Annotated in this window: 15 protein-coding genes; 9 read left to right on the top strand and 6 right to left on the bottom strand. The window is 68.0% G+C overall.

The window, feature by feature from the left end:
• Positions 1-230 precede the first annotated feature (230 nt).
• The 3 genes from Q0A15_RS08270 to ybaK are packed head-to-tail and all read left to right on the top strand — an operon-like array spanning position 231 to position 2,096.
• On the top strand, positions 231-1,148 hold the full coding sequence (locus Q0A15_RS08270; protein WP_291279051.1) for a sulfurtransferase: 918 nt from the start codon (positions 231-233) through the stop codon (positions 1,146-1,148).
• Between the two features lie 14 nt (positions 1,149-1,162).
• Positions 1,163-1,585, top strand: a complete 423-nt coding sequence (locus Q0A15_RS08265; protein WP_291279052.1) for a SufE family protein — start codon at positions 1,163-1,165, stop codon at positions 1,583-1,585.
• Position 1,586: 1 nt separating this feature from the next.
• Positions 1,587-2,096 carry a Cys-tRNA(Pro) deacylase gene (ybaK, locus tag Q0A15_RS08260; protein WP_291279050.1) on the top strand — a complete coding sequence of 170 codons (510 nt, stop codon included), beginning with the start codon at positions 1,587-1,589 and terminating at the stop codon, positions 2,094-2,096.
• A gap of 7 nt (positions 2,097-2,103) precedes the next feature.
• Here the strand turns inward: ybaK and Q0A15_RS08255 are convergent, their stop codons facing one another.
• Positions 2,104-3,312, bottom strand: coding sequence for an alpha/beta fold hydrolase (locus Q0A15_RS08255; protein ID WP_291279049.1), 1,209 nt, complete (start codon positions 3,310-3,312; stop codon positions 2,104-2,106).
• 83 nt (positions 3,313-3,395) lie between these two features.
• On the opposite strand from Q0A15_RS08255, the gene msrB reads away from it, so the two are divergent.
• The 6 genes from msrB (at position 3,396) to Q0A15_RS08225 (ending at position 10,460) form a co-directional block, all read left to right on the top strand.
• Positions 3,396-3,833 carry a peptide-methionine (R)-S-oxide reductase MsrB gene (msrB, locus tag Q0A15_RS08250; RefSeq protein WP_291279048.1) on the top strand — a complete coding sequence of 146 codons (438 nt, stop codon included), beginning with the start codon at positions 3,396-3,398 and terminating at the stop codon, positions 3,831-3,833.
• Positions 3,834-3,882: 49 nt separating this feature from the next.
• Entirely contained in the window at positions 3,883-4,941 is a 1,059-nt protein-coding gene (locus tag Q0A15_RS08245; RefSeq protein ID WP_291279047.1) for a low specificity L-threonine aldolase, read from the top strand.
• Between the two features lie 93 nt (positions 4,942-5,034).
• Positions 5,035-5,622, top strand: coding sequence for a DUF3000 domain-containing protein (locus Q0A15_RS08240; protein ID WP_291279046.1), 588 nt, complete (start codon positions 5,035-5,037; stop codon positions 5,620-5,622).
• A 51-nt stretch (positions 5,623-5,673) separates the two neighbouring features.
• The gene (locus Q0A15_RS08235; RefSeq protein ID WP_291279045.1) at positions 5,674-6,960 is read left to right on the top strand and encodes an HRDC domain-containing protein; all 1,287 of its coding nucleotides are present in this window, start codon (positions 5,674-5,676) and stop codon (positions 6,958-6,960) included.
• Positions 6,961-7,062: 102 nt separating this feature from the next.
• Complete coding sequence (locus tag Q0A15_RS08230; protein WP_291279044.1) at positions 7,063-8,319, top strand: thiolase family protein; 1,257 nt, start codon at positions 7,063-7,065, stop codon at positions 8,317-8,319.
• Positions 8,316-10,460: a 3-hydroxyacyl-CoA dehydrogenase NAD-binding domain-containing protein gene (locus Q0A15_RS08225; protein WP_291279043.1), complete on the top strand. Its 2,145-nt coding sequence runs from the start codon at positions 8,316-8,318 to the stop codon at positions 10,458-10,460. Before Q0A15_RS08230 ends, Q0A15_RS08225 begins: the two co-directional genes overlap by 4 nt.
• Before the next feature lie 89 nt (positions 10,461-10,549).
• Here Q0A15_RS08225 and prfB read toward each other — a convergent pair whose 3' ends face one another.
• From prfB to Q0A15_RS08200, 5 genes are all read right to left on the bottom strand, one after another.
• Positions 10,550-11,665 (bottom strand): peptide chain release factor 2, encoded by a 1,116-nt coding sequence (gene prfB / locus Q0A15_RS08220; RefSeq protein ID WP_291279042.1) that lies wholly within the window; start codon positions 11,663-11,665, stop codon positions 10,550-10,552.
• 89 nt (positions 11,666-11,754) lie between these two features.
• Entirely contained in the window at positions 11,755-12,222 is a 468-nt protein-coding gene (locus Q0A15_RS08215; RefSeq protein ID WP_291279041.1) for a pilus assembly protein TadG-related protein, read from the bottom strand.
• 6 nt (positions 12,223-12,228) lie between these two features.
• Positions 12,229-12,639, bottom strand: a complete 411-nt coding sequence (locus Q0A15_RS08210; RefSeq protein WP_291279040.1) for a hypothetical protein — start codon at positions 12,637-12,639, stop codon at positions 12,229-12,231.
• Positions 12,636-13,073, bottom strand: a complete 438-nt coding sequence (locus Q0A15_RS08205; protein ID WP_291279039.1) for a TadE/TadG family type IV pilus assembly protein — start codon at positions 13,071-13,073, stop codon at positions 12,636-12,638. The genes Q0A15_RS08210 and Q0A15_RS08205 overlap by 4 nt, the downstream gene beginning before the upstream one ends.
• Positions 13,070-13,384 (bottom strand): hypothetical protein (locus Q0A15_RS08200; protein WP_291279053.1); only part of this gene is annotated, 315 nt, incomplete at its 5' end. The genes Q0A15_RS08200 and Q0A15_RS08205, both read right to left, overlap by 4 nt.

Below are 13,384 nucleotides of genomic sequence, written 5' to 3'. Positions count from 1 at the left end.
GTGTGCGGGTTGGCGGGGGCTCTGCTCGTGGTCGGGGGATGACGCACGTTCAGGGCGGCCGGGAGCCGCGCAGCGGTCCCGAACCTTCCCCAGATCCTACGCCGTGAGCGGAGCGGCATCGCCGTGATGACGTGCGGAGAACTACGCTGGGAGTCGTGTGGCGCCCACGCACCGGCGTAGAACCCGTGAGCGTTGGCCCAGAGTTTGCCCAGTGTGAGGAAGAGGAACCGATGACCACCCTGAAGGCCGAGGAGAACCGGCACGCACAGTTTGCCTACCCGGAGCGGATCGTGACGACGCAGTGGGTGGCGGACCACGCCGACGACGACGGCGTGGTGATCGTGGAATCCGACGAGGACGTCCAGCTCTACGAGACCGGACACATCCCTGGTGCGGTCAAGTTGGATTGGCACACCGAGCTCAACGATCCGGTGACGCGTGACTACGTGGACGGAGCCGGGCTGGCCGCACTGCTCTCCACGAAGGGGATCTCCCGTGAGGACACCCTCGTGATCTACGGGGACCGCAACAATTGGTGGGCCGCCTATGCCCTGTGGGTCCTGTCCCTCTTCGGCCACCAGGATGTGCGGCTCATGGACGGCGGCCGCGACAAGTGGGTCGCGGAGGGCCGTGACCTCACCCGCGAGCGCACCGAGCGTCCCGCCACCGAGTATCCGGTGGTGGTACGCGACGACGCCACGCTGCGTTCCTTCCTTCCGCAGGTGCGTCAGGCCCTTGGGCAGGTTCCGCTGATCGACGTCCGTTCCCCGCAGGAATACTCGGGCGAGCGCACGCACATGCCCGACTACCCGGAAGAGGGCGCGCTGCGCGGCGGGCACATCCCCACCGCCGCCTCCGTGCCGTGGGCCAAGGCCGTGGCCGAGGACGGCACGTTCCGCCCCCGCGAGGAACTCGCCTCCATCTATCTGACCGACGCGGGGCTGGCCGGCGCCGACCGTGTCATCACCTATTGCCGCATCGGTGAGCGTTCCGCCCACACGTGGTTCGTCCTGACGCACCTGCTCGGGCTGCCAGACGTGCGCAACTACGACGGTTCGTGGACGGAGTGGGGCAACGCGGTGGGTGTGCCGATCGCCGTGGGCGCCGAACCAGGCGCCGCCCCCGTCGCGACCGGAGCCGCCCTGTGAGTGACACTGCAGCGATGCCGGCCGAGCTGGCGGAGATCGCGGAGGACTTCACGTCCATGGAGGAACGCTCCCGGCTGGAGCTCCTGCTCGAATTCAGTGACGGGTTGCCGGAACTCCCCGAGCGGTATCAAGGCGTGGATCTTGAACAGGTCGAGGAGTGCCAGTCCCCGGTGTTCCTCACCGTGGAGGTGGCCGACGACGCGGAGCGCACCGTCAGCGTGTTCATCACCGCGCCGCCGGAGTCCCCGACGACCCGCGGCTTCGCCGGCGTCCTCGTGGAGGGTCTCTCCGGACAGCCTGCTGCTGCCGTGATGGCTGTACCCTCCGATTACCCGCTGCAGCTGGGGTTGAGCCGCGCGGTGTCACCGCTACGCCTGCGCGGTATGACCGCGATGCTCTCCCGCATCAAGACGCGCGTCTCCAAGGAATTGGTCTGAGATGGGGAAGAAGTCCGCAGGCAAGCAGGCTGCGGGAACCCCCGCCCTGACGGCGCTGGACCGAGCCGGGGTTGCTCACACCGTGCACCAGTATCACCACGACGACGCGGAGACGGCCTTCGGTGAGGAAGCGGCCAGGGAATTGGGTGTCGAACCGTCCCGTGTGTTCAAGACCTTGGTGGTGGACCCCTCCGGTGACGGGAAGCACCTGGCCGTGGTGGTGGTTCCCGTCACGGGGCAGGTGGATCTGAAGGCGGCGGCCCAAGCCTTGGGCGTGAAGAAGCTGTCCATGGCTGATCGTCACGCTGCCGTCCAGCGCACCGGTTACGTCCCTGGTGGGATCTCCCCACTGGGTCAGCGTCAGCTGCTGCCCACCGTGGTGGATTCCAGTGCGCTGGCCGCGGAGACCGTCTTCGTCTCGGCCGGTCGGCGCGGACTGGATGTGGAGCTCGCAGGAGCGGACCTGGTGGAGCTGTTGGACGCCACCACGGCAGAGATCGCCGCCGGCTGAGCCGGGTTCAGAGGACTCCGGCCAGCCAGTCCCTGGTCACGCGCTCCCAACGCTGCGGGTCGATGTTCCACTCCCCCACATGTCCTGCGGTGTGGAAGGTCTCCAGCGTCACGGACCGAGGATTCTTCTCCGCCAGCTGCACGGAGGAGGAATGGGGGACGAAGTCGTCGTCTGCGGAGTGCAGGATCAGGGTGGGAACCCGGATCTCGTCCGCCCGGTCCACCCAATCGAGGCTGCGCAGATCGATGGGAGCGGTGAGCCCGGTGATGCGCTTGCCCAGGGGGTGCGTCAGCAGCCAGGTACCCAAGCGGCCGGAGATGTAGGGGACGCGGTTGATCTTGGCCTGGTGATCCAGGATGTCGAACCAATTCACCGCGGGTCCGTCCAGGACCAGCCCGAGCACGCGAGTCCGGTGTTGGGAGAGGTTGGCGGCCTGGAGCGCGATGGCGCCGCCCATGGACCAGCCGAACAGCACCAGGTCACGGGCGCCGTGTTCGATGGCGTAGCGGATCGCGGAATCCACGTCCCGCCACTCGGTGGCGCCCAGGCCGTAGCGTCCGTTGTTGACGTCGGGGGCCTCACCGTCATTGCGGTAGCTCACGCAGAGGGTCGTCATTCCGGCCTCGTGGGCCGTGGTGACGCCGCGCAGGGTCTCGACGCGCTGCGCCCCGCGACCGTGAATCATGATGGCCCAGGTATCCGCCCGAGTGGTGCCTGGAATCAACCAGGCAGGTGCCTTGCCTGCGGACACGGGTACGTCCACGTCCTGGTATTCCAACCCCAGATCTCCTGGGGTGAGATAGACGCTGCCACCCATCCGTCCGCGACGGGCCGAGGTGAGGTCACCGCGATCCACACTCAGCACCTCGCGCGTCACGGACGCTGTGTCGCGATCCACGACGTCGCCCAACCGGGCGTGACCACGGTCGGCGTCGAACCAGAAGGAGTAGACACCGGGAACCGCTGTGTCCGGGGTCAACGGCAGGGTGAGCGTCATGGACTCGGCGTTCTCCGTCACCTTGAGAACCTCGACGTTCTCCTCCGGGGTCGCGGCAGGTGTGACGACCTCTCGGGCGAAGAGCGTGGCCAGGCTTCCGAGGACACCAGCGGTGACCGATCCGACCAGCGCACCGGCGCCCAGGCCCATGAACGTCCAGGCGACCGGACCCGGTCCCCGACGCTTCTCCGACTTGTTCAACTCAGGGGTCTTTGCCATGCCCCCATCATGTCATCCCCTGCTGCTCAACCTGCTCCGCGGCGTGCGGGAATGACCCGGAGCCGGAACACGTTGACACGTTCATGACCTCCTCGAATCCAGCTGTCCGTTGCCTCGTCGACGACCCCGCCAAGGTAGGGGACGAGGCCTGGTCCCAGCGACTGAGCCCCCAAGAATTCGCGGTGCTCAGGCAGGCAGGAACCGAGGCCCCGTTCACCGGTGAGTACTGGGACGACCACACGGAAGGTGTGTACACGTGCCGGGCGTGCGGCGCCGAGCTGTTCTCTTCCGCCGAGAAGTTCGACGCCCACTGCGGTTGGCCGTCCTTCTTCGCTCCGTTGGCCGAGGATCGCGTGCGCTACCTCGTGGATTCCTCCATGGGCATGCGACGGGTCGAGGTCCGTTGTGGCAGCTGCGATTCCCACCTGGGCCACGTGTTCGAGGGTGAGGGCTACGACACGCCCACGGATCAGCGCTACTGCATCAATTCGATCTGCCTCACGCGGCGCCCGCTGAACTGACACGCCCAGCGCTGGGGCAACCCTGGCATGAGCGCTAACGTTGACCGACGTGCAACGACTCCATGACGCCCACCGCATCTCCTTCGCTTCCGACAATCTCGCCGGTGTCCACCCCGAGGTGCTCGCGGCACTGAGCACCGCGAATTCCGGTCATGTGGCCGGCTACGGCGAGGACGTCTACACCGGGGCGTTCGACGATCTAGTGGTGGACCTCTTCGGAGAGGGCGCCCTCGCGTATCCGGTCCTCAACGGCACCGGGGCCAACGTTCTTGCCCTGGCCGCAGCCACGCCCCGATGGGGCGGTGTCCTCACCCCGGTCAGCTCGCACCTGGTGACCGACGAGGCCGGGGCTCCCGAGCGCAGCGCCGGCCTCAAACTCATCCAGAGTCCCGCCCCGGACGGAAAACTCACCGTCGAGGACGTACGCGGCGCCGCCGCCGATCTCGGCAATCAGCACCACGCTCAACCCACCACGGTATCGATCGCGAACGTCACCGAACTCGGCACGCTGTACTCCCCCGAGGAGATCGCCGCCCTGAGTACAGAGGCCCATGCCCACGGGATGCTGTTGCACCTGGACGGGTCCCGGCTCGCCAATGCGGCGGCCGCACTTTCGGTTGACCTGGGCGCGCTCACCACCGAGGTGGGCGTCGACATCCTCAGCCTGGGCGCCACCAAGAACGGTGCGATGCTCGCGGAGGCCGTCGTCGTGCTGCCGGGTGCACCCGCGGGCCTTGCCCACGCCGTGCACATGTCCCGCAAGGCCCAGACGCAGTTGGTCTCCAAGACCCGCTTCGTGTCTGCACAGCTGCTGGCCATGTTCGGCACGGACCTCTGGCGCCGCAATGCCGACCGCGCCAACACAGCCACCGCCAGACTCGCCGAGGGACTTCGCGCCTCCGGCCTCACCCCGGTGCACACGGTCGGAGCCAACCTGATCTTCACGCCCCTGCCGCAGGACAGGATCGAGCAGCTACGCGCCGAGTTCGACTTCCATGGCGACGGGACCCAGGCCTCACCCGCGCGCTTGGTGTGCGCCTTCGACACGCCCGACGACGCGGTGGGCCGCTTCGTGGCCGCCCTCACTGGCGCCGCGGGCGCCGCCTGAAGCGCCGCCCGCACGGGGCCCGGCCACCCGTCGTCGGGCATGATGCGGCGTGGTTCCCACCACACCCCCGCAGGCCGACCTACGCTGGTCCACGTGACGGTGACACGGCAGGCCCCACGGCTCCCCCACGATTTCGAGACGGCGCTCGCCTCGTTGCGCCGGGCCGACGTCCGGCCCGAAGTGGTGCTGGAGGAGATTCCCGCACCGAAACGCCAAGCACCCTACGCCGTGGCGCTCTCGGCAGACGCCACCACCGCCCACGGTGAGGAAGCCACTGGTCGGTTCATCCTGCTCCACGACCCGGCCGGACGGCAGGTCTGGCAAGGGAACTTCCGCATCGTGACCTACCTGCGCGCCACCCTTGATGCCCAAATGGCAGCAGATCCGTTGATGGGACAGGTCGCGTGGACCTGGCTCACCGAGGCCCTCGACGAGCATCGGGCGGAGCATCACCACGCCGGCGGTACCGCGACCCGGGTACTGAGCGAGAACTTCGCGGCCCTGGCCGACGATCCGGAACAGGTTCCCGGCAATCATGTGGAGGTCCGCGCCTCCTGGACGCCGCACGGGACCGATCTGACGGCCCACCTTCAGGCCTGGGCTGACATGGTGGCGTCCTTCGCAGGTTTGCCTCCCGTCGTGGACGGCGTCATCCCGCTGCCCTTGCCGCGGCACCGCTGAGGCCGTCCCTCATCCGGCCCGCACCGACCGGCGACTAGAATCGCAGTCATCATGACCGCCACGTTGCACCAGCCATCACCGGAACTGCTCCAAGGACTCAAGGCAGGAGTGGTCCCGGAATCGGATCCCGCCTCCCTGACCCGACTCGACGCCCCCGCCGAGGGGATCCCCGAGATCGTGGATCAGGACTGGGCCCTTCGCCGTGCTGCCGATGCCTTGGCCGCCGGCACCGGCCCGGTCGCTGTGGACGCCGAACGCGCCTCAGGATTCCGCTACGGACTGCGCGCGTTCCTGGTGCAGCTGCGTCGCGAGGGGGCCGGCACCATCCTGATCGATCCGGAACCCTTCGAGGACCTTGCCATCATCGACGAGGCGCTCGCAGAGGCCGAATGGATCCTTCATGCCGCCCATCAGGATCTCCCGTGCCTGCACGAACTCTCCATGTCACCACGTGCACTCTTCGACACGGAACTGGCCGCACGGCTGGCCGGACTGCCGCGTGTGGGCCTTGGCCCCGTGGTGGAGACCATGATGGGACTGAAGCTGGCCAAGGAGCACTCTGCAGCGGATTGGTCCACGCGACCGCTTCCCGAGTCATGGCTGAACTACGCATCCCTGGACGTCGAACTGCTCATTCCCCTACGGGAGCTCATGGCCACACTGCTGGAGGGCCAGGGCAAGACCGAGATCGCCCGGCAGGAGTTCGAGGCGGAACGCGTTGCACCCGATCCAGCACCCAAGCAGGATCGCTGGCGGCGGACTCACGGGCTGCACCAGCTGCGCAAGCCTGTGCAGTTGGCCGCGGTCAAGGAATTGTGGACCGAACGCGAGCAGGTGGCTCAGCATCAGGATCGGGCGCCGGGGCGTTTGCTGCCCGACTCCGCGCTGATCGCCGCGGCCAAGGCCATGCCGCGCACGGTTCCGCAATTGCTGAAGGTCTCCGGATTCGTTGGCAGGGCGGCCACGCGAGAGGCCCCACGTTGGGTTGCTGCCCTGCAGCGGGCCAGGACCGCCAAGGAACTGCCTCCACTGCACGTGAAGAGCTCCACTCCCCCGCCGCCGCGGTCCTGGCCGGACCGTCACCCCGAGGCGGCCGCCCGGTACGAGACCGCACGCACGCGCCTCGACCGGGTCGCGACGAGCCTCGGAATGCCGCGAGAGAACCTCATCACCCCTGCCGTCCTGAAGCAGATGTGCTGGCAGCCGCCCACGACCGTTGACCTGACCGGAGTCAGCGACGAGTTGACTCGGTTGGGGCTGCGCCCGTGGCAGGTGCAGAACGCCGCTGCCGTGCTCACCGTGGCGTTCCTCGACCCGGATCCGCTGCCCGACCGTTGAGGAGTTTGCCCTCCTGGTTACTCGTGAGTAACGTATGGTGTGAGTCACGCCTTTCCATGGCGTGTCCACTTCACACGAGAACCCACTTTCCTCGGAGGCACCGTGTCCCCTGAACCCACCAACCACCGGCATCGCCAGGTCCGCGACGTCGTCTTCGTCGATGGCGTCCGGACCCCCTTCGGCAAGGCCGGAGCCAAGGGTATCTACGCCAACGAGCGCGCCGACGACCTCGCGGTGAAGGCCGTGCGCGGTTTGTTGCGCCGCCACCCCGGATTTGATCCGGCCCTCGTCGACGATGTCGCCTTCGCCGCCACGAGCCAGACCGGCGACCAGGGGCTGACCCTCGGCCGCTCCATCGCTTTGCTCGCCGGGCTGCCCAACACCGTTCCCGGATACGCCATCGACCGCATGTGCGCCGGCGCCATGACGTCGGTGACCTCCCTGGCCGGTGCCATCGCCTTCGGATCGGCTGACGTCGCCATCGCGGGCGGCGTGGAGCACATGGGCAAGCACCCCATCGGTTCCAACGCCGATCCCAATCCCCGCTTCGTGACCGAGCGACTCGTGGACCCCGCAGCCCTGAACATGGGCAACACCGCGGAGAACCTGCACGACCGCTACCCCGCCGTGACCAAGGAGCGCGCGGACCGCTACGCCCTCGCCTCCCAGCGCAAGGCCGCTGCCGCCTACGAATCCGGGGACATTCAGGCCAACCTGATCCCGGTCGCCGCGCGAGCTTCCGTGGACGGCGAGACCCAGGGATACCAGCTCAACACCCGCGACGAGGCCCTGCGCCCCGAGACCACCCTGGAGGGTCTGCAGAGCCTCAAGACCCCCTTCCGCGCCCACGGTCGCGTCACTGCGGGGAACGCGTCGGGCCTGAACGACGGTGCAACCGCCGCGCTGATTGCCTCCTCCGAGGCAGCGGAGCGCCTCGGCCTTCCGGTGCGCATGCGCCTGGTGTCCTTCGCCTTCGCCGGCGTGGAGCCGCAGGTCATGGGCATCGGCCCGGTCCCCGCTACCGAGAAGGCCCTGGCCCAGGCCGGGCTCACCATCGACGACATCGGCCTGTTCGAGGTCAACGAGGCCTTCGCCGTGCAGGTGCTGGCCTTCCTTGACCACTTCGGCATCGCTGACGACGATCCCCGCGTAAACCCCTATGGCGGGGCCATCGCCTTCGGCCACCCGCTGGCCTCCTCCGGCGTGCGCCTGATGAATCAGCTGGCCCGCGAGTTCGAGCAGCACCCAGAGGTCCGGTACGGCCTGACCACCATGTGCATCGGCCTCGGCATGGGCGGCACGGTCATCTGGGAGAACCCCCACTTCGACGCCGATGCAAACGGAAAGGACGCCCGATGAGCCAGGACAACGCAGCCAGCCAGGACATCTTCACCCCCTTCGAGCTCCTCCGGGACGTGCTACCCAACGAGGTGGTGACTCATTCCCAGGTCCAGGACGTCACCCTGCCCTCCGGCAACACGCTGGCCCTGATCACCCTGGACAATGGTCAGGGGCCGCGCCGCCCGGCGACGCTGGGTCCGGCCACCATGATCGAGTTCGGCCGCACCCTGCTGAGCCTCAAGGAACGTGCCGCCGCCGGCGAGATCGCGGCCGTGGCCCTGACCGGCTGCGACTACGTGCTCGCCGCCGGGGCAGACCTCTCCTCGGTGTCCTCCCTGACGGATGATTCCCAAGGCCGCGCCATGGCCGGAATGGGTCATGCCGCCTACGACCTGTTGGCGGACCTCGGCGTGCCCACCTTCGCCTTCATCAACGGCACCGCGCTGGGTGGAGGCCTGGAGATCGCCCTGGCCTGCACTTACCGCACGGTGTCCTCCGGCGCCAACGGGCTAGGACTTCCGGAGGCGTTCATCGGCCTGGTTCCCGGTTGGGGCGGCGTCTACCGCCTGCCGCGGCTGGTGGGCCCCGAGGCCGCGCTGACCGTGATGATCGAGAACCCGCTGAACAACAACCGTTCCATCAACGGCTCACTGTTTGCCAAGTTCGGCGGCGCTGACGCGCTGTTCCAGCCGGCCGACTTCGTGGAGCAGTCCCTGGCCTGGGCGGATTCGGTCCTCACCGGCGAAACCGAGGTGGAGCGACCCTTCGCCGTGGACCCCTCCGAGCCCGAGGTCGCTCAGCGGTGGACCTCCGCCGTGACGAAGGGGCGCGCGCTGGTCCAGGCGAAGACCTCCGGTGCGGCTCCGGCCCCCATCAAGGTCCTCGACATCTTCGAGGCGGGACTCACCCTGACCCAGCAGGAGTCCGCTCAGCGCGAGATCGAGACGCTGACGGAGCTCATGAAGACCCCCCAGTTCCAGAACACGGTCTATGCCTTCCTCGACCTGGTGCAGAAGCGCGGCAAGCGCCCCGCAGGCGCACCCGACAAGGCCCTGGCCAAGAAGGTCACCAAGGTCGGCGTGGTCGGGGCCGGCCTGATGGCGGCCCAGCTCGCCCTGGTCTTCGCCCAGAAGCTCAAGGTGCCCGTGGTCATGACGGACATGGACCAGGAGCGCGTGGATCGCGGCGTGGGCCACGCCCACGCCGACATCGACAAGCAGCTCTCCCGCGGCCGCATCTCGCAGGACGCGGCCAACCGCACCAAGGCCCTCATCACCGGGAGCGTGGACAAGTCCGTCTATGCGGATGCCGACTGGGTCATCGAGGCGGTCTTCGAGGAGATCGGCGTCAAGAAGGCCGTCTTCGCGGAGCTGGAGGGGATCGTCTCCGAGGACTGCATCCTCGCGACCAACACCTCCTCCCTGTCCGTGACGGAGATGGCCGAGGACCTGGAACACCCCGAGCGGCTGCTCGGCTTCCACTTCTTCAACCCCGTGGCCCACATGCCGCTGGTGGAGATCGTGCGGGGTCCCGCCACCACCGATGAGGTGCTCTCCACGGCCTTCGTCACCGCGGGTGGTCTACGCAAGACGGCGGTGCTGGTCAAGGACGCGCCGGCCTTCGTGGTCAACCGCCTGCTGCTGCTGCTCATGGCCCAGGTTCAGGACGCCTACGACCAGGGCATGAGCGCCGAGGACGCGGACACCGCCTTGGCCCCCATGGGTCTGCCGATGTCTCCGTTCACGCTGGCCGCGATGGTGGGACTGCCGGTGGCGCAGCACGTCTCCGAGACCCTGCACCACGCTTATCCCGAGCGCTTCCCGCTCTCGAAGAACGTGCAGTCCATGATCGACCACGGCATCAAGGGCCTGTGGGTCAAGGGCGAGGACGGATCCGTATCCGTTCCCCGGACCACGCTGGATGTCCTCGAATTCGGGGATGCCCCGCTGACCAAGGAGCAGTTGCTGGCCAAGACTCAGGATGCCTTGGCGCTCGAGTGCAAGCTGATGCTGGACGAGGGTGTCGTGGCCGGGCCGGAGGACCTGGACCTGTGCATGATCCTGGGCGCCGGCTGGCCCATGTTCATCGGCGGCCTCACCCCGTACCTGGATCAGACCGGGGCCTCCGAGCGCGTGAACGGGGCCCGCTTCCACGGCTGAGGCGGACATCCCTGAAACGCCGACGGCCGGTGGTCACCTGGCAAGGTGACCACCGGCCGTCGGGCATCGGAGCGCTACCGGCCCGGACCTCAGTCGGCCTCGTGGCGCTGCGAGGCGCGCCACCGGATGCCTGCGTCGATGAAGCCATCGATGTCGCCGTCCAGGACGGAGCCTGCATTGCCGACCTCGTGGTTGGTGCGCAGGTCCTTGACCATCTGATAGGGGTGTAGCACGTAGGAGCGCATCTGGTCGCCCCACGAGGCCTTCACGTCACCGGCCAGAGCCTTCTTCTGCGCGTCCTCTTCTTCCTTCTTCTGCAACAGCAGGCGGGACTGCAGCACGCGCATGGCGGCGGCACGGTTCTGGATCTGGGACTTCTCGTTCTGCATGGAGACCACGATCCCGGTGGGGATGTGGGTCAGGCGCACGGCGGAGTCGGTGGTGTTCACGGACTGGCCGCCGGGGCCGGAGGAACGGAAGACGTCGACGCGAATCTCGTTGTCCGGGATGTCGATGTGATCGGTGGTCTCGATCAGCGGGACCACCTCAACGGCGGCGAAGGAGGTCTGACGCCGGCCCTGGTTGTCGAAGGGCGAGATGCGCACCAGGCGGTGGGTTCCTGCCTCGACCGACAACGTGCCGAAGGCGTAGGGCTCGTTGACCTCGAAGGTGGCGGACTTCAGGCCGGCCTCTTCGGCGTAGGAGGTGTCACCGACCTTGGTCTTCCAACCGCGACGCTCGGCATAGCGCAGGTACATGCGCAGCAGCATCTCGGCGAAGTCCGCGGCGTCGACGCCACCGGCGCCGGAGCGGATGGTGATGACTGCCTCACGGGAGTCGTACTCACCGTTGAGCAGCGTCACGACCTCCAGCTCGGAGAGCGTCTTCTTGATGGAGGTCAGCTCGTTGTCGGCCTCGGCGAGGGAGTCGGGGTCGCCCTCCTCCCCTGCGAGTTCCACGAGCACCTCGAGGTCGTCGATGCGGGATTCGAGCTTCTCGATCCGCCCGAGCTCGGACTGCTTGTGGGACAGGGCCGAGGTGACCTTCTGGGCGGACTCGGGGTCGTCCCAGAGGTTGGGGGCGCCGGCCTCCTCGGAGAGGCGGGCGATGTCAGCCTTGATGGCCTCCAGGTCGGAGACCTCCTCGACATCGGCCAGGGTGGAGCGCAGGTCGCGGATCTCCGCGGCGAAATCAGTGGAAGCCATAGTGGGACCATTCTACCTACTTGTGGCGCGGCCGGTGGGCGGTCGTTGCCCTCGGCAGCCTCGGCTGGTTGAGCCGACGCAAGAAATCATCAGCGATCCAGCGCGATCCTCACCCAGGCGGTCGCGACCACGTCGCTGCTCCCACCGATCAGTGCGCCCGCCCAAGGCGCCCCGATCCGTGCCTGCAGCCGCACGCGCGCCGTGGTTCCGTCCGGTTCCACCCTCACGTCCGCCACCGTGACGCCGTCGAGACCGTCCACGCCGCCCAATTCGGTCAGATAGTCGGTGACAGCGCCACGCACCGCCCGCGCGTCGATCCTCAGTGCCTTCGAGGGTTCCGTGACCTCCGCTGGCGAGACGCCCTCCTGCCCGACGATCCGGTCCGCTGCCGCCGCGGCCGCGGCGTCCGTGACGCCCAGCAGCTTACGCTGCTGCGCGGTGACGTAGGCAGCCGAGGCCGTCACCCCGATCACCGCCACCAGGACCACCAACAGCCCGCAGACCAGGATGGTGATGCGGCCTGATTCGCCCCGGAATCGCGAAGTTCTCTGCTCCATGGCCGCTCACCCGTAGCGAGGGGCCAGGGTCACCGATGTGGATCGCACGGTGCCCGCCCGAGCCGCGGTGACCGGCACCAGGGGTAACGCCACCTTGACCGAGGCCACCGCCGTGACCCGTGATCCCGGCCCTGGACAGGAGCCGCTGCAGGAGATCGTCACCGAGACCGCGGCGGGGTCCAGTCCGTAGTCGCGTGCGATCTCCTTCTCGACTCTTTGTTGCCACGCGCCTGCGGACCAGGGACTCGCCGCCGTGGCATGGGCTCTGGAGGACTCCTCCGCCAGTGTCACCACGGCCAACGAGGCCCGCTCCACCTGGCTCATGGTCACCAGGAGGTAGACCAGCGGCACGGCCAACAACAGGCCGAGCCCGAGGAACTCCACCACGACGCTGCCTCGCGATGCCTCGGCGCTCATACCGCACCCCGACTCGCCGTGGCCTCGACCTTGACCAGGTGTGGGCCGGGGAGGAAACCGAAAAGAGGCACGGCCGCAGCGATCTCCACGGTGACACCTCCGGCCTCACCGACCTCGGTTCCCCGTGCCTCGACCCGAGGCGCCAGGCCACCATTCAGGCTGCCCCGTAGCAATTCCTCGGCACGCCTGACTCCGTCCTCCGGACCGCGATCGGCAAGCGCTGCGTGTCTGGCCCCATGAACCGCCGCATCCTGCGCCAGATTGCGCACGTGGAGGGCCAGGCCCAGGTGGAGAGCACCTGTGAAGAGCAGCATCAGCAGCAGCGTCACCAGGACGAACTCGGCCGTGGCGGCGCCGTGCTGGCCCGTCGCTGCGCCGTGCTGGTCCGTGGCTGCGCCGTGCCGGCCAGTGAACGCATCGCGAGGGTGGATCACTCGAGTCCGCCGACCTTGTTGATGGCGTTGGTGAACATGTTGATGAGTGCGGGGCCCGCGACCGCATAGATCCCTGCCACGAGGAGCGCAGACATCAGCGTCACCATCACCCAACCTGGCACGTCCCCATCGCTGCCACGGAGTCGTCGGGGGCGGGGAAGCTGAGACATGGGTCTGCTGCGGATGGGCTTGTGGACCGGCGCAGCTTGCGTTGCCGACCAGAGCGTCAATGCCCAACCCAGCAGGACGCAGTGGACCACGAGCAGTTGCACCCGTCGGCGGACCGGTCCCTGCTGATCCCGTCGGAGACG

Source organism: Galactobacter sp. (assembly GCF_022712295.1).
In the GTDB taxonomy this organism is placed as follows: Bacteria; Actinomycetota; Actinomycetes; order Actinomycetales; family Micrococcaceae; genus Galactobacter.
This window is presented reverse-complemented; position numbering and strand designations above follow the sequence as displayed.

Bases quoted from the DNA above. Each gene is read 5' to 3' on its own strand.
- msrB (WP_291279048.1), top strand. From the start codon at position 3,396: ATGACCTCCTCGAATCCAGCTGTCCGTTGCCTCGTCGACGACCCCGCC.
- Q0A15_RS08265 (WP_291279052.1), top strand. From the start codon at position 1,163: ATGCCGGCCGAGCTGGCGGAGATCGCGGAGGACTTCACGTCCATGGAG.
- prfB (WP_291279042.1), bottom strand. From the start codon at position 11,665: ATGGCTTCCACTGATTTCGCCGCGGAGATCCGCGACCTGCGCTCCACC.
- Q0A15_RS08235 (WP_291279045.1), top strand. From the start codon at position 5,674: ATGACCGCCACGTTGCACCAGCCATCACCGGAACTGCTCCAAGGACTC.
- Q0A15_RS08225 (WP_291279043.1), top strand. From the start codon at position 8,316: ATGAGCCAGGACAACGCAGCCAGCCAGGACATCTTCACCCCCTTCGAG.
- Q0A15_RS08270 (WP_291279051.1), top strand. From the start codon at position 231: ATGACCACCCTGAAGGCCGAGGAGAACCGGCACGCACAGTTTGCCTAC.
- ybaK (WP_291279050.1), top strand. From the start codon at position 1,587: ATGGGGAAGAAGTCCGCAGGCAAGCAGGCTGCGGGAACCCCCGCCCTG.
- Q0A15_RS08210 (WP_291279040.1), bottom strand. From the start codon at position 12,639: ATGAGCGCCGAGGCATCGCGAGGCAGCGTCGTGGTGGAGTTCCTCGGG.
- Q0A15_RS08215 (WP_291279041.1), bottom strand. From the start codon at position 12,222: ATGGAGCAGAGAACTTCGCGATTCCGGGGCGAATCAGGCCGCATCACC.
- Q0A15_RS08255 (WP_291279049.1), bottom strand. From the start codon at position 3,312: ATGGCAAAGACCCCTGAGTTGAACAAGTCGGAGAAGCGTCGGGGACCG.